At 70.7% G+C, this 19,521-nt stretch carries 17 protein-coding genes and 1 pseudogene; 4 read left to right on the top strand and 14 right to left on the bottom strand.

Annotated features, from left to right (window positions below; genetic code table 11):
- Positions 1–6 precede the first annotated feature (6 nt).
- From pgi to ACTWQC_RS01005, 12 genes are all read right to left on the bottom strand, one after another.
- Positions 7–1,626, bottom strand: a complete 1,620-nt coding sequence (gene pgi, locus ACTWQC_RS01060) for a glucose-6-phosphate isomerase (RefSeq protein WP_443313533.1) — start codon at positions 1,624–1,626, stop codon at positions 7–9.
- 347 nt (positions 1,627–1,973) lie between these two features.
- Positions 1,974–2,309, bottom strand: a complete 336-nt coding sequence (locus tag ACTWQC_RS01055) for an RNA polymerase-binding protein RbpA (RefSeq protein ID WP_076971064.1) — start codon at positions 2,307–2,309, stop codon at positions 1,974–1,976.
- A gap of 177 nt (positions 2,310–2,486) precedes the next feature.
- The gene (secG, locus tag ACTWQC_RS01050) at positions 2,487–2,723 is read right to left on the bottom strand and encodes a preprotein translocase subunit SecG (RefSeq protein WP_443313532.1); all 237 of its coding nucleotides are present in this window, start codon (positions 2,721–2,723) and stop codon (positions 2,487–2,489) included.
- A 140-nt stretch (positions 2,724–2,863) separates the two neighbouring features.
- On the bottom strand, positions 2,864–3,640 hold the full coding sequence (gene tpiA / locus ACTWQC_RS01045; RefSeq protein WP_443313531.1) for a triose-phosphate isomerase: 777 nt from the start codon (positions 3,638–3,640) through the stop codon (positions 2,864–2,866).
- A gap of 130 nt (positions 3,641–3,770) precedes the next feature.
- Positions 3,771–4,985 (bottom strand): phosphoglycerate kinase, encoded by a 1,215-nt coding sequence (locus ACTWQC_RS01040; protein ID WP_443313530.1) that lies wholly within the window; start codon positions 4,983–4,985, stop codon positions 3,771–3,773.
- Positions 4,986–5,177: 192 nt separating this feature from the next.
- A complete protein-coding gene (gene gap, locus ACTWQC_RS01035) occupies positions 5,178–6,182 on the bottom strand; it encodes a type I glyceraldehyde-3-phosphate dehydrogenase (protein WP_443313529.1) in 1,005 nt (334 codons plus the stop codon).
- 293 nt (positions 6,183–6,475) lie between these two features.
- Positions 6,476–6,631, bottom strand: coding sequence for a hypothetical protein (locus ACTWQC_RS01030; RefSeq protein ID WP_443313647.1), 156 nt, complete (start codon positions 6,629–6,631; stop codon positions 6,476–6,478).
- A 398-nt stretch (positions 6,632–7,029) separates the two neighbouring features.
- Complete coding sequence (gene whiA, locus ACTWQC_RS01025) at positions 7,030–8,019, bottom strand: DNA-binding protein WhiA (RefSeq protein ID WP_443313528.1); 990 nt, start codon at positions 8,017–8,019, stop codon at positions 7,030–7,032.
- Positions 8,010–9,092, bottom strand: a complete 1,083-nt coding sequence (locus ACTWQC_RS01020; RefSeq protein ID WP_443313527.1) for a gluconeogenesis factor YvcK family protein — start codon at positions 9,090–9,092, stop codon at positions 8,010–8,012. The genes whiA and ACTWQC_RS01020 overlap by 10 nt, the downstream gene beginning before the upstream one ends.
- Positions 9,089–10,021, bottom strand: a complete 933-nt coding sequence (gene rapZ / locus ACTWQC_RS01015; RefSeq protein ID WP_443313526.1) for an RNase adapter RapZ — start codon at positions 10,019–10,021, stop codon at positions 9,089–9,091. Before rapZ ends, ACTWQC_RS01020 begins: the two co-directional genes overlap by 4 nt.
- Positions 10,018–12,093: an excinuclease ABC subunit UvrC gene (gene uvrC / locus ACTWQC_RS01010; RefSeq protein WP_443313525.1), complete on the bottom strand. Its 2,076-nt coding sequence runs from the start codon at positions 12,091–12,093 to the stop codon at positions 10,018–10,020. Before uvrC ends, rapZ begins: the two co-directional genes overlap by 4 nt.
- A gap of 170 nt (positions 12,094–12,263) precedes the next feature.
- Entirely contained in the window at positions 12,264–12,578 is a 315-nt protein-coding gene (locus ACTWQC_RS01005; protein WP_443313524.1) for a hypothetical protein, read from the bottom strand.
- Positions 12,579–12,655: 77 nt separating this feature from the next.
- Between ACTWQC_RS01005 and ACTWQC_RS01000 the strand changes: the two are divergent.
- Positions 12,656–13,203, top strand: a pseudogene (locus ACTWQC_RS01000) (ABC transporter ATP-binding protein); the annotation flags it as partial.
- Here the strand turns inward: ACTWQC_RS01000 and ACTWQC_RS00995 are convergent.
- Entirely contained in the window at positions 13,148–13,576 is a 429-nt protein-coding gene (locus ACTWQC_RS00995) for a sensor histidine kinase (RefSeq protein ID WP_443313523.1), read from the bottom strand. The pseudogene ACTWQC_RS01000 and the gene ACTWQC_RS00995 overlap by 56 nt on opposite strands.
- A gap of 322 nt (positions 13,577–13,898) precedes the next feature.
- Between ACTWQC_RS00995 and ACTWQC_RS00990 the strand changes: the two genes are divergently transcribed.
- Entirely contained in the window at positions 13,899–14,816 is a 918-nt protein-coding gene (locus ACTWQC_RS00990; RefSeq protein ID WP_443313522.1) for a carbohydrate kinase family protein, read from the top strand.
- Positions 14,817–14,882: 66 nt separating this feature from the next.
- Here the strand turns inward: ACTWQC_RS00990 and uvrA are convergent, their stop codons facing one another.
- Positions 14,883–17,852, bottom strand: coding sequence for an excinuclease ABC subunit UvrA (gene uvrA, locus ACTWQC_RS00985; protein ID WP_443313521.1), 2,970 nt, complete (start codon positions 17,850–17,852; stop codon positions 14,883–14,885).
- A 179-nt stretch (positions 17,853–18,031) separates the two neighbouring features.
- Between uvrA and ACTWQC_RS00980 the strand changes: the two genes are divergently transcribed.
- Complete coding sequence (locus ACTWQC_RS00980; RefSeq protein WP_443313520.1) at positions 18,032–18,772, top strand: maleylpyruvate isomerase family mycothiol-dependent enzyme; 741 nt, start codon at positions 18,032–18,034, stop codon at positions 18,770–18,772.
- Positions 18,773–18,776: 4 nt separating this feature from the next.
- Positions 18,777–19,433 (top strand): MBL fold metallo-hydrolase, encoded by a 657-nt coding sequence (locus ACTWQC_RS00975; protein ID WP_443313519.1) that lies wholly within the window; start codon positions 18,777–18,779, stop codon positions 19,431–19,433.
- Positions 19,434–19,521: the final 88 nt, after the last annotated feature.

Raw genomic sequence — 19,521 nt, 5'->3', positions numbered from 1 at the left:
GGCGGCTCAGCGGCCGCGCAGCCCGCGGTACTTGGCGACCAGAGCGGCCGTCGAGCCGTCCAGGTCCTCTGCGCCCGTGCCCTGCGTGAGCACCGGTTCGATCCGCTTGGCGAGGACCTTGCCGAGCTCGACGCCCCACTGGTCGAAGGAGTCGATGTTCCAGACCGCGCCCTGCACGAAGACCTTCTGCTCGTACAGCGCGATGAGCTGGCCCAGTACGGACGGGCTGAGTTCGCTCGCCAGGATGGTCGTCGTGGGGTGGTTCCCGCGGAAGGTGCGGTGCGGGACCTGCTCCTCCGCGACGCCCTGGGCCCGGACCTCCTCCGCGGTCTTGCCGAAGGCGAGCGCCTGCCCCTGCGCGAACAGGTTGGCCATCAACAGGTCGTGCTGCGCGGCGAGTTCGGGGCTCAGCTCCTCGACCGGCCGGGCGAAGCCGATGAGGTCGGCGGGGATCATCTTCGTGCCCTGGTGGAGCAGCTGGTAGTACGCGTGCTGGCCGTTGGTGCCGGGGGTGCCCCAGACGACCGGTCCCGTCTGCCAGTGCACCGGGTTGCCCTCTCGGTCCACGGACTTGCCGTTGGACTCCATGTCCAGCTGCTGCAGGTACGCGGTGAACTTCGACAGGTAGTGGCTGTACGGCAGTACGGCGTGCGACTGGGCGTCGTGGAAGCCGCCGTACCAGATGCCCAGCAGGCCCAGCAGCAGCGGGGCGTTGGCCTCGGGCGGGGCGGTGCGGAAGTGCTCGTCGACGAGGTGGAAGCCGGCCAGCAGCTCGCGGAAGCGCTCCGGGCCGATGGCGATCATCAGGGAGAGGCCGATGGCCGAGTCGAAGGAGTAGCGGCCGCCGACCCAGTCCCAGAACTCGAACATGTTCTCCGTGTCGATGCCGAACTTCTTCACCTCGGCGGCGTTCGTGGACAGTGCCACGAAGTGGAAAGGCACCGCCGACTCGTCCGCACCGAGGCCGTCCAGCAGCCACGTGCGGGCGGACGTGGCGTTGGTGACCGTCTCGATGGTGGTGAAGGTCTTCGACGCGACGATGAAGAGCGTCTCGGCCGGGTTCAGGTCCCGTACCGCCTCGTGCAGGTCCGCGCCGTCGACATTGGAGACGAACCGGAAGGTCAGCGAGCGGTCGGTGTAGGGGCGCAGCGCTTCGTAGGCCATCGCGGGGCCGAGGTCCGAGCCGCCGATACCGATGTTGACGACGTTCCGGATCCGGACGCCGGTCGAGCCGACCCATTTACCGGCGCGGACGGAGTCGGCGAAGCCGGTCATCTTGTCGAGCACGGCGTGGACCCTGGGCACCACGTTCTCGCCGTCGACCTCGATCACCGTGTCGCGCGGGGCGCGGAGGGCGGTGTGCAGCACGGCGCGGTTCTCGGTGATGTTGATCTTCTCGCCGCGGAACATGGCGTCCCTGAGCCCGGCCACTCCGGTCGCCGCCGCCAGGTCGCGCAGCAGCCCCAGCGTCTCGTCCGTGACCAGGTGCTTGGAGTAGTCCAGGTGCAGATCACCGACCTGCAGGGAGTAGCGCTCGCCACGAGCCGGATCGGCGTCGAACAGCTGACGCAGCGACACCTCCCCGAGCCTTTCCCGGTGCTCGGCGAGCGCGGTCCACTCGGGCATCCGGTCGAGCCTGGTACGTCCCGCCCGTCGCCCGCCACCACCCTTCTTAGGAGCGCTTCGCGCGTACCCCTCGCCTGCGTTCATCTCGGACATCAGCCCACTTCTTCTCGTACGGTCCCCCACTGCACGGGCCAACCTAACTCAAGCCGGGTGCGGGCAGTCGTTCCGCAAGGGCGATGGGGGTACCCCATGCCGTTCGGGCTCGTGCGCGACCGCGGGCCAGTGGGTGGCTGCTGCCCACCGCGGAACGACTGGCCGGAAACAGGGGCAACGGCACCGGCCCGGTGGGCGGAGGGAGTTCTCGCGCCCACCGGGCCGGTGGATCGGTTCTGTTGCGAGCGAGATCGCTAGATCTCGCCGCGGAGCTTGGCGAGCGCCTCCGCGAGGATCGCCTCGCCGTCCGCGTCGCTGCGCCGCTCCCGTACATACGCGAGGTGCGTCTTGTACGGCTCGGTGCGCGGCGGGTCCGGCGGGTTGTCCCGGTCCTTGCCGGCCGGGAAGCCGCAGCGGGGGCAGTCCCACGTGTCGGGAATCTGCGCGTCGCTGGCGAAGCTCGGCTGCGTCTCGTGCCCGTTGGAGCACCAGAAGGAGATGCGCAGGCGCGGCGCGGACTCGCCCCGCTCGGCCTCGCCCATCGGCCCCGCTCCGACCCGACTTCCACGGATCGCGTTGCCACTTGCCACGGTCGTAACTCCCTGCGTGATGGTGCCGCAAAGCATCGATAGGCAGCTCCGCTGCCGGGCGCCCCAGTCTACGTAAGGCCCAACGCGCGTCCAGTGACCGGAGTTACACCCGCCCCCGAGGACGCCGACCCCATGATAAGCCGCGCCTGCGACGGCGTGTCAGTCGGACGGCAGAGGTCAGCTGTCCAGCTTCATCAGCAGACCGAGGGCGACAATGCACGCGAACCACAGCAGACCGACCACGACGGTGATCCGGTCCAGGTTGCGCTCGGCGACCGAGGAGCCGCCGACGGAGGACTGCATGCCGCCACCGAACATGTCGGAGAGACCGCCGCCCTTCCCCTTGTGCATCAGCACCAGCAGCATCATCAGCAGGCTGAAGACGATCAGGGCGATGGAGAACCCTAGAATCACGGCTGGACCAACTCTCTCGGACAGTGACGGTACGGACACGGGCGACGGGGGCCGGGCCGAACGGACCGGATCCGGTCCGCACCACCCGACCCCCGACAGAGTACGACGGAGGAGGCCTTACGGCCTACTCGCCGGTCAGGCTACTGATCGCTGAACCGGACGATCTTGACGAACTCGTCGGCGTCCAGCGAGGCCCCGCCGATCAGCGCGCCGTCCACATCGGCCTGCGCCATGATCGCCGCGACGTTCCCGGACTTCACCGAGCCGCCGTACTGGATCCGGACCTTGTCGGCCAGCTCCTGGCTGTAGAGCTCGGCCAGGCGGCCGCGGATCGCCCCGCAGACCTCCTGGGCGTCCTCGGGCGTGGCGACCTCGCCGGTTCCGATGGCCCACACCGGCTCGTACGCGATCACGATCGTCTCGGCCTGCTCGGCCGGGACGTCCTTCAGCGCACCATCGAGCTGGGCGAGGGTGTGCGAGACCTGGTTGCCCGCCTTGCGGATGTCCAGGCCCTCGCCGATGCACAGGATCGGAGTCAGACCGTTACGGTACGCAGCCTTCACCTTGGCGTTGACGACCTCCTCGTCCTCGCCGTGGTACTGGCGGCGCTCGGAGTGCCCGACCGCGACGTACGTGCACTTCAGCTTGGCCAGCATCGAGCCCGAGATCTCACCGGTGTACGCGCCGGAGTCGTGCGCAGAGAGGTCCTGGGCGCCATAGACGATCTTCAGCTTGTCGCCGTCGACCAGGGTCTGCACCGAGCGCAGGTCGGTGTAGGGCGGCAGGACCGCGACCTCGACGGACTCGTAGTCCTTGTCGTTCAGCGCGAAGGCGAGCTTCTGGACGTGCGCGATGGCCTCGAGGTGGTTGAGGTTCATCTTCCAGTTGCCCGCCATCAGCGGGGTACGGGTGCTCATGCCCCTCCTTCATTGTTCTCCCCCAGAGCTGTCGCCTGGGCGGTGCCCCCATCTCCGCCCGCGCGGCGCAGAGGTGCGGGTTTCGTGCATGTCTGCGGCCCGGCGGCCGCGCGTGCGTCGCTCACGCAGCTCAGTCCTCCAGTGCTGCGAGGCCGGGAAGCGTCTTGCCCTCGAGGTACTCGAGGCTCGCGCCGCCGCCGGTCGAAATGTGGCCGAAAGCGTTCTCGTCGAAGCCCAGGATCCGGACGGCCGCGGCCGAGTCGCCGCCGCCGACGACGGTGAAGGCAGGGCTGTCGATCAGGGCCTGGGCGACTGCGCGGGTGCCCTCGGCGTAGTCGGGGTGCTCGAAGACGCCCATCGGGCCGTTCCAGAAGACGGTGGCCGCGTCGGCGAGCTTCGAGGCGTACAGCTTGCGGGCCTCCGGGCCGATGTCCAGGCCCTCCTGGTCGGCCGGGATGGCGTCCGCGGCGACGGCCGACGGATTCGCCGGCGCCTTGGTCTTCAGGTCCGGGAACTCGGTGGCGATCAGCACGTCGACGGGGAGGACGAACTCCACGCCGCGCTCCTCGGCCCGCTGCAGATACGCCTGCACGGCCGGGATCTGGTCCTCCTGGAGCAGCGACGTGCCGACCTCGTGGCCCTGAGCCTTGAGGAAGGTGTACGCCATACCGCCGCCGATGAGGATGCGGTCGGCCTTCTCCAGCAGGTGGTCGATGACGCCGAGTTTGTCGGAGACCTTGGCGCCGCCGAGGACGACGGCGTACGGGCGCTTGACGTCCTCGGTGAGCTGCTTCAGGACGCCGACCTCGGCCGCGATGAGTCCGCCCGCGGCGTGCGGGAGGCGGGCCGGGAGGTCGTAGACCGAGGCGTGCTTGCGGTGCACGGCGCCGAAGCCGTCGCCCACGTACACGTCGGCCAGGGCCGCCAGCTGGTCGGCGAAGGCGCCGCGCTCGGCGTCGTCCTTGCTGGTCTCGCCGGGGTTGAAGCGAAGGTTCTCCAGCACCGCGACCTGGCCGTCGGACAGACCCGCGACCGTGCTACGGGCGGACTCGCCGACCGTGTCGGTGGCGAAAGCGACGTCCTTGCCGAGGAGTTCGCCGAGCCGCGAGGCGGCGGGGGCGAGCGAGAACTGCGGGTCAGGGGCGCCCTTGGGGCGGCCCAGGTGAGAGGCGACGATCACCTTGGCGCCGGCGTCGGCGAGCTTGGCGATGGTCGGGAGGACGGCGCGGATCCGGCCGTCATCGGTGATGATCGTGCCGTCCAGCGGCACGTTCAGGTCGGCGCGGACGAAGACCCGCTTGCCCGCGACCTGGCCCTCCTTGAGGAGGTCGTCGATCGTCTTCATGAGAGTGGACTCCTAGCAGCGGCGCAACGCTTCACGAGAAACAGAGCAACCATGAATTGAGCAACCCACACGGCGAGCAACCACCTCCGCGAGAGCGGCGGCGGTTCAGCCGCAAAAGGGGTAACAGGGCCCGTGCGGCGCGCTGTGCGCTGCGCGAGCCCTGTCACTCACATCGAGTCGCCTGCTCTGAACTCAGAGCCGGCCGCCGACGAAGACGGTCAGGTCGACGAGGCGGTTGGAGTAGCCCCACTCGTTGTCGTACCAGCCGACGACCTTGACCTGCTTGCCCTGGACCATGGTCAGCTGCGAGTCGAAGGTGCAGGAGGCGGGCCAGTTGACGATGTCCGAGGAGACGATCGGGTCCTCGGTGTACTCCAGGATGCCCTTGAGCTGGCCCTCGGCGGCCTTCTGGAAGGCGGAGTTGATCTCGTCCTTGGTGACCTCGCGGTCGAGCTCGATCACGAGGTCGGTGACCGAGCCGGTCGGCACCGGGACGCGCATGGCGATGCCGTCCAGCTTGCCCTTGAGCTGCGGGAGGACCAGTGCGGTGGCCTTGGCGGCACCGGTGGAGGTCGGAATGATGTTCTCCGCGGCGGCGCGGGCGCGGCGCAGGTCCTTGTGCGGGAAGTCCAGGATGCGCTGGTCGTTGGTGTAGGCGTGGACCGTCGTCATCATGCCCTTGACGATGCCGAAGCTCTCGTCGAGGACCTTGGCCATCGGCGCCACACAGTTGGTGGTGCAGGAGGCGTTGGAGATGACGTGGTGGTTGGCGGCGTCGTACTTGTCCTGGTTGACGCCCATCACGATGGTGATGTCCTCGTCCTTGGCGGGCGCGGAGATCAGGACCTTCTTCGCTCCGGCGGCGAGGTGCTTCGCGGCGTCCTCGCGCTTGGTGAAGATGCCGGTGGACTCGATGACGACGTCGGCACCGAGCTCGCCCCAGGGGAGCTGCGCCGGGTCGCGCTCCGCCATCGTCTTGAAGGTCTGGTTACCCACCGTGATGGTGTCGTCGGTGTGGCTGACCTCGTGCTTCAGCCGGCCCAGGATGGAGTCGTACTTGAGCAGGTGGACCAGGGTGGCGTTGTCGGTCAGGTCGTTGACACCGACGATCTCGATGTCCGCACCCTGCTCCAGGAGCGCCCGGAAGTAGTTGCGGCCGATACGGCCAAAGCCGTTGATGCCTACGCGGATCGTCACGAACCGATCTCCTCGTTGGTACGCCGGTTTGCACTCCGGCGAGCTGTATGGGATGTCCCCGACCACCCCCGACCCTACCCCTCTCCGGCGCATGGGGTGACATCGGGCGGCCGGGGACACGGCCCTGGATTCGGGGGTCAGCGGCGAAGGGCGCGCAGCGCTGCCTACCAGCCGAGACCTCTCGTTCACACTGGCGACATGCTCCGGACCGAAGCCGAGGAGCACGGTGTCACGGGTGGTCACCGCGGCCGAGCAGCGGAACAGCTCCTTGGAGCGGGCCCACTCCGCGCCGGTCACCTGACGGGCGGCGGTCCCTGAACGACCCAGCGGCCCAGCGCCGTCTCGAATCCCCCGTCGTCCTGGCCTGTGCCGCCGGTGAGGAGCCGGGTGTTGTCGACGAAGACGCCGCGCCCGCCCGTGCCGGGGTCGGTAACGTACGAGACGGACAGCTCGACCTTCTTGCCCGCGTAGCCGCTGAAGTCGAGGCGACGGGCTGCCAGCCGTCGGAGGCGCCGGTGAAGCGGTTCCAGCTGCCGGTGCGCCGCGCACGCAACCTAGTTGCTTCCGTCCTCTGGTGGGGCGCGGTCTTCTCTGCTCGACGTCGCACGGCCAAGCCCAGGCCGCGTCTCCCGATCGCCACAGCCACAGCCTGGTGACGGGAAGGTTCTTCACTTTTGGTGGAGGTGGGCGCCTGCCAGTGCTGCACGCCCCACATACTGGTGTAAGCCGGATCGACGGCGATCACGGAGATACCGGCGCGGTTACACCGCGCGGAGCGACACCGAACGCAGCTGCCCCCGGCGCCGGACAAATGCGCCGAGGGCGAACAGGTGGGTGCGGCGACCGGTCAGCCGACCATGCCGTCGGCCATCTCCTCCGTGAGGTTCGACTCCGTGCCCGGGATGCCGAGGTCCTGGGCCCGCTTGTCGGCCATGGCCAGCAGTCGGCGGATACGGCCGGCCACCGCGTCCTTGGTGAGCGGCGGGTCGGCGAGCGCGCCCAGCTCCTCCAGCGAGGCCTGCTTGTGCTCCATCCGCAGCCGGCCCGCGGCCGCGAGGTGCTCCGGCACGTCCTCGCCCAGGATCTCCAGCGCCCGCTGCACGCGCGCGCCCGCAGCGACGGCGGCCCGCGCCGACCGGCGCAGGTTGGCGTCGTCGAAGTTGGCGAGCCGGTTGGCGGTGGCGCGGACCTCGCGGCGCATCCGCCGCTCCTCCCAGGCCAGTACGGACTCGTGCGCGCCGAGCCGGGTCAGCAGCGCGCCGATCGCGTCCCCGTCCCGTACGACGACCCGGTCCACGCCCCGTACCTCGCGGGCCTTGGCCGCGATGCCGAGCCGCCGGGCCGCGCCGACCAGCGCCAGCGCCGCCTCCGGGCCCGGGCAGGTCACCTCCAGCGAGGAAGACCTGCCGGGCTCGGTGAGCGAGCCGTGGGCGAGGAAGGCACCGCGCCAGGCGGCCTCGGCGTCGCACGTCGCGCCGGAGACCACCTGCGGCGGCAGGCCGCGGATCGGGCGGCCGCGGCCGTCGACCAGACCGGTCTGCCGGGCCAGTTGGTCACCGCCCGCCACAACCCGTACGACATAGCGGCTGCCGCGGCGCAGCCCGCCGGGCGCCATCACGACGAGGTCGGACGCGTGCCCGAAGATCTCCAGGATGTCCTTGCGGAGCCGCCGGGCCGCGATGCCCGTATCCAGCTCGGCCTCGATCACGATCCGGCCGCTGACCAGGTGCAGTCCTCCCGCGAACCGCAGGATCGACGAAACCTCCGACTTCCGGCAGCAGGTCCGGGTGACGGGGAGCCGGGAGATTTCATCCTTCACCGCTGCCGTCATCGCCATGGGCCGATCCTTCCATGCATCCGAAAAATACGGTCGTACGCGGCCGCCAACAGCTCCGGATCATGCCTCGGCGAGCCGTCGGGCGAGGCCACGGGAGCCAGCTCGACCGTCCCGCCGAGCCGCTCGGCGGCGTCCGTCAGGCTGTCCCGGTCGGGCACGGCGGCCTCGTCGGCCAGCACCACGTCGAAGGCGAGTTTAGGGGCGTGTCGGGCCAAAACCTCCAAATGACGCTGCGGGGAGAAGCCCGCGGTTTCGCCGGGCTGCGGCGCGAGGTTCAGGGACAGCACCCGGCGTGCCTTGGTCTCCGTGAGCGCGTCGAGCAGCCGCGGCACCAGGAGATGCGGGATCACGGACGAGAACCAGGAGCCGGGGCCGAGCACCACCCAGTCCGCGTCGAGGACCGCCTCGACGGCCTCGGGCACGGCCGGCGGGTCGTTCGGCACCAGGTGGACGGACTGGACCTCGCCGGGAGTCAGCGCGACGGTGGCCTGGCCGCGTACGGTCGTGACCTCGCCGGGCCTGGACGGGTCGTGGCCCCGGACCAGCGCCTCGAGCTCCAGCGGCACGGCCGACATGGGCAGCACCCTGCCGTGCGCGCCGAGCAGCCTGCCGACCCACTCCAGGGCCTTGACGTGGTCGCCGAGCTGCTCCCACAGGGCGACGATCAGCAGATTGCCGACGGCGTGGCCGTGCAGGTCGCCCTCGCTCGCGAAGCGGTGCTGGATGACCCGGGCCCAGGTCTGGCCCCAGTCGTCGTCGCCGCACAGCGCGGCCAGAGCCTTGCGCAGGTCGCCCGGCGGCAGGACGCCCAGCTCGTCGCGGAGGCGGCCGCTCGAGCCCCCGTCGTCGGCGACGGTGACGACGGCGGTCAGATCGCCGGTGATGCGGCGCAGGGCGGCGAGCGAGGCGGACAGTCCCTGGCCGCCGCCGAGCGCGACGACCTTGGGCTGCGTGCCGCGCCTGCGGAACGTACGGGCCTGGGCGCGCCCTTGGGCACGGTCCGTGCCCAAGCCCGTACGCTCCGGGACCAGCCGCCGTACGCGCCCCAGCCGCGAGGACTTACCGGCCGTCACTCGCGCCCCATGTCTCTGTGGACGACGACGGTTTCGACGCCTTCGGCCGCGAGGCGGGCGGCGAGCTTCTCGGACATGGCGACGCTGCGGTGCTTGCCGCCGGTGCAGCCGACGGCGACGGTCACGTAGCGCTTGCCCTCGCGGCGGTAGCCGGTGGCGATCAGCTGGAGGAGCTCGGCGTAGCGGTCCAGGAACTCCTTGGCGCCCGGCTGGTTGAAGACGTAATTCGCGACCTCGTCGTTGAGGCCGGTGAAGGGTCGCAGCTCCGGCACCCAGTGCGGGTTGGGCAGGAAGCGGCAGTCCACCACCAGGTCGGCGTCGACGGGCAGGCCGTACTTGTAGCCGAACGACATGACGGTGGCGCGCAACTCCGGCTCCTCCTCGCCCGCGAACTGGGCATCCAGCTTGGCGCGCAGCTCGTGGACGTTGAGGCTGGAGGTGTCGATCACCAGGTCGGCGTCGCCGCGCAGTTCACGCAGCAGTTCGCGCTCGGCGGCGATGCCGTCGACGATCCGGCCGGAGCCCTGGAGGGGGTGCGGGCGGCGGACGGACTCGAAGCGGCGGACCAGCGCCTCGTCGGACGCCTCCAGGAAGATCACGCGGCGCTTGACGCTCTTGGCGTCGAGGGCGGCCAGGGACTCGCGGAGGTTGTCGAAGAAGCGGCGGCCGCGGACGTCGACGACAACGGCGATACGGGCGACGTTGCCCTGCGAGCGGGCCCCGAGGTCCACCATGGTGGGGATCAGGGCTGGCGGGAGGTTGTCGACCACGAACCAGCCGAGGTCCTCCAGGCACTTGGCCGCGGTGCTGCGGCCCGCGCCCGACATGCCAGAGATGATCACCAGCTCCGGGATGGCCGCCACCTCGGCGCCGCCCTCGGCTGTCGTGCCCGTACTCACCTGTTCTCCGTCTCCGTCGATGCCGGTCATCTGTCCTGCCCCCGTTCCGATGAGGACGCGGCCGTCGTGGTGGCCTCGTCTTCAATGATCTCCCCGGTCGCGGTGTTCACGGCCGGTGCGGCGGGCGCCGCCTTCGCGAGGGCCACCGCAATCGTCTCGGCCGTCTTGCGCCCGATGCCGGGCACCTCGCAGATCTCGTCGATGGTGGCCGCCCGCAGCCGCTTCAGGGAGCCGAAGTGCTTGAGCAGCGCCTGGCGGCGGGTCTCGCCGAGGCCGGGGACGGTGTCGAGCGGCCCGGCCTTCATCCGCTTGCCGCGCTTGCTGCGCTGGTACGTGATGGCGAAGCGGTGGGCCTCGTCGCGGACCCGCTGGAGGAGGTACAGCCCCTCGCTGGTGCGCGGCAGGACCACCGGGTCGTCCTGGCTCGGCAGCCAGACCTCCTCGAGGCGCTTGGCGAGGCCGCAGACGGCCACGTCGTCGATGCCGAGCTCGTCGAGCGCCTGCTGCGCGGCCGCCACCTGCGGCCGGCCGCCGTCGACGACCACGAGCTGGGGCGGGTAGGCGAAGCGGCGCGGGCGGCCGGTCTCGGAGTCCACGGGGCCGCCGGGCAGGGCTTCGGCGTCCGTGTCGCCGTTCTCGCCGTTCCCGTTCTCGCCGTTCCCGTTCTCGCCAGCCGGTTCCTCGTCCCACTCGCCCGTCTTCTGCTTCTCGAGCAGATAGCGGCGGAAGCGACGACTGATCACCTCGTGCATGGACCGCACGTCGTCCTGCCCGGCGAACCCTCGGATCTGGAACCGCCGGTACTCACTTTTGCGGGCCAGCCCGTCCTCGAAGACGACCATGGACGCGACGACGTCCTGCCCCTGGAGGTGGGAGATGTCGAAGCACTCGATGCGCAGCGGCGCGGAGTCCAGCTCCAGCGCCTCGGCGATCTCCTCAAGGGCGCGGGAGCGGGTGGTCAGGTCGGAGGCGCGCTTGGTCTTGTGCAGCGCCAGCGCCTGCTGGGCGTTCCGCTGCACGGTCGCCATCAGGTCCTTCTTGTCGCCGCGCTGGGGGATGCGGAGGCTGACGTTCGAGCCGCGGCGGTCGGAGAGCCACTGGGCGACCGGCTCGACGGGTTCCGGGAGGGCGGGCACGAGGACCTCGCGCGGCACACCCTCGCCGCTCTCCTCGCCGTACAGCTGCTGGAGCGCGTGCTCGACGAGCCCGGCGGTGTCGACGGCCTCCACCTTGTCGGTGACCCAGCCCCGCTGGCCGCGCACCCGGCCGCCGCGGACGTGGAAGATCTGGACGGCGGCCTCCAGCTCGTCCTCGGCGACCGCGATCAGGTCGGCGTCGGTGGCGTCCGCGAGGACGACGGCGTTCTTCTCCATCGCGCGGCGCAGCGCCTCGATGTCGTCCCGCAGCCGGGCCGCCCGTTCGTACTCCAGCTCCTCCGCGGCCTCCTGCATCTGTTTCTCCAGGCGGCGCAGATATGTTCCGGTGCGGCCGGCCATGAAGTCGCAGAACTCCTCGGCGAGTTCGTGGTGCTCCTCGGGCGTGACCCGGCCGACGCACGGCGCGGAGCACTTGCCGATGTAGCCGAGCAGGCAGGGACGGCCGATCTGGTGCGACCGCTTGAAGACCCCGGCGGAGCAGGTGCGTACGGGGAAGACCCGCAGCATCAGGTCCACCGTCTCGCGGATGGCCCAGGCGTGAGCGTAAGGCCCGAAGTAGCGCACGCCCTTCCTCTTCGGCCCGCGCATCACCTGGACCCGCGGGAACTCCTCGTTGAGGGTGACGGCCAGGGACGGGTAGCTCTTGTCGTCGCGGTACTTGACGTTGAACCGCGGGTCGAACTCCTTGATCCAGGAGTACTCCAGCTGCAGCGCCTCGACCTCGGTGGAGACGACGGTCCACTCGACGGACGCGGCGGTGGTGACCATGGTCCGGGTGCGCGGGTGCAGCCCGGCGAGGTCCTGGAAGTACGAGGAGAGGCGCTGGCGCAGGCTCTTCGCCTTCCCGACGTAGATCACCCGCCGGTGTTCGTCGCGGAACCTGTAGACCCCCGGCGAGTCGGGGATCTGTCCCGGCTTGGGTCGGTAGCTGCTGGGGTCGGCCATGCTCTCACCCTACTGGCGAGCGGTGACACGAGGTCGCCTGCGGCGAGCGAGCTCGGGAGACGATCGGGAGACGATCGGGAGACGACCTGCGCTGCCGGCCGCGCCCGGGCATGAGCCCCGGCACGAGCCCCCGGCACGGGCCCCGGCAAGGCGGTGCCGGAGTCGGCGAATCACGCCCGGCCTCCGCCGCCTCCTGAGGCTGCGCCGGGGCGGCGGCTGAGGCGGCGGCTGCGCCCCCGCCCGTATCCCCCGGCCCCGTCGCACCGGTCGTACGCCGACCCGGGCAGCTCGCCCCCTACGCCTCGCGCACCCGTGCCGGGATGCCTCCAACCGTGGTGCCCGCGCCCCACGGCCCGTACGGCGTCGCCGTCCAGCGGCACCACCCGCGCCCCGCGCAGCATGTCCGTGGCGAGGAACTCCAGCCGGGCGACCGGCACATCGGCCCGGCCCGCCACGAACTCGGGTGCGAGAGCGTAGACGGGCACGGTCGCGTCCTCGATCCGCGGATCCGCATCCGCCTTGCCGAGCGCGCTGTGGCGGGCCCCGTCCCCCGCACCATCGCGCGGGCAAGTCCACGACGATGCGGCTGTTCCTCGGTCTGGACCGCCCGGACTCGGGCCGTGCGCTCGTCAACGGCAGGCCGCACCAGGTGCGGCACCCCCTGCGCAGAGTCGGTGCGGTGCTCGACGCGAAGGCGGCCCGCCCGGGCCGCCGAAGTCCTTGGAGATCACGGGCCTCACGGGGGTGGCGGATCAGCGGGTCGGCGGTTTCTCCCTGGGCATGGGACAGCGGCTGGGCATCGCCACCGCCCTGCTCGGTGATCCGCCCGTACTGCTCCTCGACGAGCCGGTCAACGGCCTGGATCCGGAGGGCGTTCGGTGGCTCCGGAACCTGATGAAGGGGCTGGCCGCGGAAGGCCGCACGGTGTTCGTGTCCAGCCATCTGATGAGTGAGAGGGAAGTGACGGCGAACCACGTCGTGGTGATCGGCCGCGGCAGGCTCATCGCCGACACCGCCGTACGCGACTTCATCGCGGCGAGTTCGCAGAACGCCGTCAAGGTGCGTCCCCCGCAGGCCACTCAGCTCGCGGCCCGGCTCCGGGAGGCCGGTGCCCAGCGAGGCGGTAGACGGTGCGCTCCGCTGTCAGGTCCAGCGGGCGGCACGTACCGGACTGGGCCAGTTCGATCCGCATGCCGGTACCGCGTGACTGCTCGACCAGCGTGGGCAGATCCTCCAGGGTGGGCTGCGGTGTGCGCGGCGCACCGGCCTCGCTACCCGCGCTCTCCTCGGGCCGCAGCACACCCAGCACCTGGCGCAGCTCCTCCAGGGCCTGCCGGCCGATCTCGCCGATGAGTTCGGCGGCCTCGGCGGTCTTCCGTTCGCTCACCGAGACCTCCAGAGCCCCGGAGTGGATCACCATGAGGCGCACCCGGTGCGCGACCACGTCGTGCATCTCCCGCGCTATCCGCGTCCGCTCCTCCATGCGGGCCTGGCGGCCGAGCAGTTCCTGAGGACCGCAACCGTGGAGATCAGCAGGAGCGTGCGGCGGCTGCGGCCGAATTCGTGTCGGCACAGCCCGGCGCGACGCACGCGTCGAACAGCATGGCGCGGCGGCTCTCCCACCACAGCGGGCGCGCGGGCACCGCCACCCGCAGCCGTCCCGGAAGGCGTATGGCGATGCGATCCTCCAGCGTGCTTCACAGGTCGGTCCCGGTGATGCGGCCCGACCCTACCTGCTGACACACTCGCCTCCACGTGCTCGCCGCAGGTGGGCGGACGGACTGCGCAGAGGGAGGATGCGGCCGGTGATCGTCGTAGCGGGAGAAGCCCTGATCGACCTCGTCCCGGCTGCGGGGCCCGGGGATGCCGAGCTGCCTGCCCTGCTGCCGCGGCGCGGCGGCGGCCCGTACAACACGGCGGTGGCGCTGGGCCGGCTGGGCTCCCCCGTCGCCTTCTGCTCACGCGTATCGACGGACGCCTTCGGGGAGGCGCTGCTGCGTGGGCTGCGCGCCGACGGGGTGGACACCTCGCTGGTCCAGCGGGGCCCGGAGCCCACCACGCTCGCACTCGCCGCGATCGGCGCCGACGGCTCGGCGGGCTACGGCTTCTACGTCGAAGGCACGGCCGACCGTCTCTTCGAGCTGCCGCAGCGGCTGCCGGACAGCGCCCGCGCGGTGTCGCTGGGCACCTGCTCGCTGGTATTGGAGCCGGGCGCGAGCGCGTACGAGCAATTGCTGCGGCGTGAGGCCGGGCGCGGACTGTTCACCGCCCTCGACCCGAACATCCGGGCCGCGCTGATCCCCGACGCGGACGCCTACCGGGCGCGCTTCCGCTCCTGGCTGCCGCACACCGCTCTGCTGAAGCTGTCGGAGGAGGACGCGGACTGGCTCGGCGGCACACCGCGCGAGTGGCTGGCGGCCGGGCCCGCTGCGGTGGTGCTCACGCATGGGGCGGACGGGGTGCGGGTGCTGACCCGGAACGGCGGCGAATTCGCCGTCCCGGGCGAGCAGGTGGACGTGGTGGACACGATCGGGGCGGGCGACACGGTGAACGCTGCGCTGCTCCACCGGCTGGCCGCGCACGACGCGCTGTCGCCCGGCGCTGTGGCGGGGCTCGGCGCGGACGAGTGGCGGGACATCCTCGGCTTCGCCGCCCGCGCGGCGGCGATCACCTGCTCCCGCGCGGGCGCGGAGCCGCCGTACGCGGCGGAACTGGGGGACTAGCGCGGGATGCTCGGGCGCGGCAGGCGCCGCCCCGCCGCAACCCGCTCGCCGTTCCTCCGGTCTCCCCTACGCCCGGCGTGCCTTCGCCGTTCTCGCCGTCTTCTTCGCGACGGCCGGCTTCTTCACCACGGCGGGCTTCTTCGCCACGGGGGGCTTCTTCGCCGCCGAGCGCTGTTGCGGGACCGCGTCACTGACCCGCTCCCCCAGCAGGTCCCGCAGGAACTTCCCGGTATGGCTCGCCGGGACCGCCGCAACCTCCTCAGGCGTGCCCTCGGCGACCACCAGGCCGCCACCGCTGCCGCCCTCCGGGCCCATGTCGACGATCCAGTCCGCCGTCTTGATCACATCGAGGTTGTGCTCGATGACGATCACGGTGTTGCCCTTTTCGACCAGACCCGACAGCACCCTGATCAGCTTGCTGATGTCGTCGAAGTGCAGGCCCGTCGTCGGCTCGTCCAGCACGTACACCGTCCGGCCCGTCGAGCGCTTCTGCAGCTCACTCGCGAGCTTCACGCGCTGCGCCTCGCCGCCGGAGAGCGTCGGCGCCGGCTGCCCGAGGCGGACGTACCCGAGCCCGACCTCGTTCAGCGTCCGCAGGTGGCGCGAGATGGTCGGCACGGCCTCGAAGAAGTCGAGCGCCTCCTCGATCGGCATGTCCAGCACCTCGGCGATGGACTTGCCCTTGTAGTGGACCTCCAGGGTCTCCCGGTTGTAGCGCGCGCCGTGGCAGACCTCGCACGGCACATACACATCCGGCAGGAAGTTCATCTCGATCTTGATGGTGCCATCACCGGAGCAGTTCTCGCAGCGCCCGCCCTTGACGTTGAAGGAGAAGCGGCCCGGCAGATAGCCGCGCACCTTCGCTTCCATCGTCTCCGCGAAGAGCTTCCTTACGTGGTCGAAGACACCCGTGTACGTCGCCGGGTTGGACCGGGGGGTGCGGCCGATGGGCGACTGGTCGACGTGCACCACCTTGTCGACCAGGTCGTCCCCGTCCACGCGCGTGTGCCGACCGGGCACCGTCCTGGCGCCCTGCAGCTCCCGCGCCAGGTGCGTGTACAGGATGTCGTTCACCAGCGTCGACTTACCGGACCCGGACACACCGGTCACGGCGGTGAACACGCCGAGCGGGAAGGACACGTCGATGTCCTGGAGGTTGTTCTCCCGGGCGCCGCGCACCGTGAGCCGCTGTGTGCCGTTGACCGGCCGCCGGATCTCGGGCGTCGGGATGGACTTCTTGCCGGCCAGGTACAGCCCGGTCATCGACTTCTCGTTGCCCAGCAGCTCCTTCAGCGGGCCGCTGTGCACCACCTTGCCGCCGTGCTCGCCCGCGCCCGGGCCGATGTCCACCACCCAGTCCGAGGTCTTGATGGTGTCCTCGTCGTGCTCCACGACGATCAGCGTGTTGCCGAGGTCCCGGAGCCGTACGAGGGTCTCGATCAGCCGGTGGTTGTCGCGCTGGTGGAGGCCGATCGACGGCTCGTCCAGCACGTACAGCACGCCGACCAGACCGGAGCCGATCTGCGTGGCGAGCCGGATGCGCTGGGCCTCGCCGCCCGACAGCGTGCCCGCCGCACGGTTCAGCGATAGATAGTCCAGGCCCACGTCGACCAGGAAGCGCAGCCGCTCGTTGACCTCCTTCAGCACCCGCTCGGCGATGGTCTTCTCGCGGGCGGTGAGCTTCATCTCCCGCAGGAAGTCGGCACAGTCGCTGATCGACATCGCGGAGATCTCCGCGATGGACCTCCCCTGCAGCGTGACCGCGAGAACGATCGGCTTGAGCCGGGTCCCCTCACAGGTCGGGCAGGGCACCTCGCGCATATAGCCCTCGAAGCGCTCCCGGCTGCTGTCGCTCTCCGCCTCCGAGTGCCGCCGCTTGACGAACGGCACCGCGCCCTCGAAGGAGGTCGTGTACGCGCGCTCCCGCCCGTAGCGGTTGCGGTACCGCACCTCGATCTGCGTCCGGTGGCCCTGCAGCAGAGCCTTCTTCGCGCGCTGCGGCAGTCCCTCCCACGGGATGTCCGTACGGAAGCCCAGCGCGTCCGCGAGGGCGCCGGTCAGCCGGGCGAAGTAGTCCTTGGTGTGGCCGTGCGACCACGGGCTGATGGCGCCCTCGTCGAGCGACTTCTCCGGGTCCGGAACGATCAGCTCGGGGTCGACCTCCATGCGCGTGCCGATACCGGTGCAGTCGGGGCAGGCGCCGAAGGGCGAGTTGAAGGAGAAGGAGCGCGGCTCCAGCTCCTCGAAGGACAGGTCGTCGTACGGGCAGTAGAGGTGCTCGGAGAACATCCGCTCGCGCTGCGGGTCGTCCTCGTCGAGGTCGACGAAGTCGAGGATCACCATCCCGCCGGAGAGCCCCAGCGCTGTCTCGACCGAGTCCGTCAGCCGCCGCTTCGCGCTCTCCTTGACGGTGAGGCGGTCCACGACCACCTCGATGGTGTGCTTCTCCTGCTTCTTCAGCTTCGGCGGGTCGGCCAGCTGGATCGTCTGCCCGTCGACCCGGGCCCGGCTGTAGCCCTTGGTCTGGAGGTCGGAGAAGAGATCGACGAACTCGCCCTTGCGCTCGCGCACCAGCGGCGAGAGCACCTGGAAGCGGCTGCCCTCCTCCAGGCCGAGCACCTTGTCGACGATCGCCTGTGGCGACTGCCGGGAGATCGGGCGGCCGCACTCGGGGCAGTGCGGCTTTCCGATGCGGGCGAAGAGGAGGCGGAGGTAGTCGTAGACCTCGGTGATCGTGCCGACCGTCGAGCGCGGGTTGCGCGAGGTCGACTTCTGGTCGATGGACACGGCCGGGGACAGGCCCTCGATGAAGTCCACATCGGGCTTGTCCATCTGGCCCAGGAACTGGCGCGCGTACGAGGAGAGCGACTCGACGTAACGCCGCTGCCCCTCGGCGAAGATCGTGTCGAAGGCGAGGGAGGACTTGCCGGAACCCGACAGGCCGGTGAAGACGATAAGGGAGTCCCGGGGCAGGTCGAGCGAGACGTTCTTGAGGTTGTGCTCGCGAGCGCCACGGACGATGAGACGGTCGGCCACGCCGGTCGGCACCTTTCTTGAGAGAGGCGGAGGTGCGCCGCACCCCCGCGGTCCAGGGTATGGGGGGCGCCACAGCGATGTCTTATTGATGCCAGAGCTGAGCCTATAGCACGCGCATTCGATTTACGGGGGCTCTTCACCTCCTTCACCCGAACGTGTGTCGGCGATAGCGTCGAGTCATGAATGATCACGTGATCGACCACGTCCAGGACACGGCCGCCGTCCAGGAGGCCACCGGCCGGCTGCTCGCGACGGTGCGCAAGCTGGACGACGCGGCGCTCCGTGAGCCGTCCCGGCTCCCGGGCTGGTCGCGCGGCCATGTGCTCGCCCACCTCGCGCGCAACGCCGACGCCATGGTCAACGTCCTCACCTCGGCGCGCACCGGCACCCACATCCCGATGTACGCAAGCGCCGAGATCAGGGCGGCGGACATCGAGCGCGACGCGCAGCGCCCGCTCGCCGCCCACATCGAGGACCTGCTCGCGAGCGCCGACCGTTTCAACACCGCGGCCGCCGCGCTTCATCCCGAGGCGTGGCAGCGGACCGTCGAGTTGCGGGGCGGCGTCACCGACCTCGCCGAGCGGGTGCCCTTCCGCCGCCTCATCGAGGTCGAGCTGCACCATGTGGACCTCGGCACCGGCTGCGAGATCGAGGACCTCCCGGACTCCTTCGTCGACCGCGACCTGGAGTACGTCGCGGGTGAGCGGTTCGCGGGCCGCCCCGACGTCCCGGCCCTGGAGATCCGCACGGACGACGGCCGCGCCTGGCGTACGGGGCGTGCGGGCCGTACGGACGGTGGTGTCGAGGCCGTGGTCAGCGGGCCCGCGGCCGCCCTGCTCGGCTGGCTCACGGGCCGCTCCGACGGCGCCGGACTCGACGCCCACGGCTCCGCCCTGCCCGACCTCCCGCCGCTAGGCTGACGGCATGACGTACAGCGGAGTTGTGACGGTCGGCGGACCCGCGGATGTGCACGAGCTGACGGACCTGATGATCTCCAAGGTGGCGGTCGGCCCCATGGAGAACAACGCCTACCTGCTGCGCTGCCGCGCCACGGATGTGCAGTTGCTGATCGATGCGGCGAACGAGCCGCGGACCCTGCTCAACCTCATCGGGGACGGCGGCATCGCCTCGGTGGTCACCACCCACCAGCACGCCGACCACTGGCAGGCGCTGGCCGAGGTCGTCGAGGCCACCGGAGCGCGGACGTACGCGGGCCGCCACGACGCGGCGGGCATCCCGGTACCGACCGATGTCCTGGTGGACGACGGCGACACGATCCGCGTCGGCCGGGTCGAGCTGACCGCGCGCCACCTCGTCGGGCACACCCCGGGAAGCATCGCCCTGGTCTACGACGACCCGCACGGGCACGCGCACGTGTTCACCGGCGACTGCCTCTTCCCGGGAGGGGTCGGGAACACGCACAACGACCCGGACGCCTTCGCCACCCTCATCCACGACGTCGAGACCAAGCTCTTCGACGCGCTCCCGGACGAGACCTGGGTCTACCCCGGCCACGGCAACGACACGACGCTGGGCGCCGAGCGCCCGCACCTGCCGGAGTGGCGCAAGCGCGGGTGGTGACCGCGTTGTGGGCATGCGTTCCGCGGGGCGATGCGGGTGCCCCCATCGTCCGCTGGGCTGCTTCGCGCTGCTGCCGGAGACGCGGCCC

It is taken from the genome of Streptomyces sp. 8N616 (assembly GCF_052246385.1).
Classification (GTDB): domain Bacteria; phylum Actinomycetota; class Actinomycetes; order Streptomycetales; family Streptomycetaceae; genus Streptomyces.
The sequence above is the reverse complement of the archived record's forward strand: the minus strand, read 5'-3'. Positions and strand labels throughout refer to the sequence as shown.

What these genes read in the sequence shown, in the direction of transcription:
- pgi (WP_443313533.1), bottom strand. Translation starts at nt 1,626, where the DNA reads ATGCCCGAGTGGACCGCGCTCGCCGAGCACCGGGAAAGGCTCGGGGAG.
- tpiA (WP_443313531.1), bottom strand. Translation starts at nt 3,640, where the DNA reads ATGAGCACCCGTACCCCGCTGATGGCGGGCAACTGGAAGATGAACCTC.
- ACTWQC_RS01040 (WP_443313530.1), bottom strand. Translation starts at nt 4,985, where the DNA reads ATGAAGACGATCGACGACCTCCTCAAGGAGGGCCAGGTCGCGGGCAAG.
- whiA (WP_443313528.1), bottom strand. Translation starts at nt 8,019, where the DNA reads ATGGCGATGACGGCAGCGGTGAAGGATGAAATCTCCCGGCTCCCCGTC.
- rapZ (WP_443313526.1), bottom strand. Translation starts at nt 10,021, where the DNA reads ATGACCGGCATCGACGGAGACGGAGAACAGGTGAGTACGGGCACGACA.
- uvrC (WP_443313525.1), bottom strand. Translation starts at nt 12,093, where the DNA reads ATGGCCGACCCCAGCAGCTACCGACCCAAGCCGGGACAGATCCCCGAC.
- ACTWQC_RS00995 (WP_443313523.1), bottom strand. Translation starts at nt 13,576, where the DNA reads ATGGAGGAGCGGACGCGGATAGCGCGGGAGATGCACGACGTGGTCGCG.
- ACTWQC_RS00980 (WP_443313520.1), top strand. Translation starts at nt 18,032, where the DNA reads ATGAATGATCACGTGATCGACCACGTCCAGGACACGGCCGCCGTCCAG.
- ACTWQC_RS00975 (WP_443313519.1), top strand. Translation starts at nt 18,777, where the DNA reads ATGACGTACAGCGGAGTTGTGACGGTCGGCGGACCCGCGGATGTGCAC.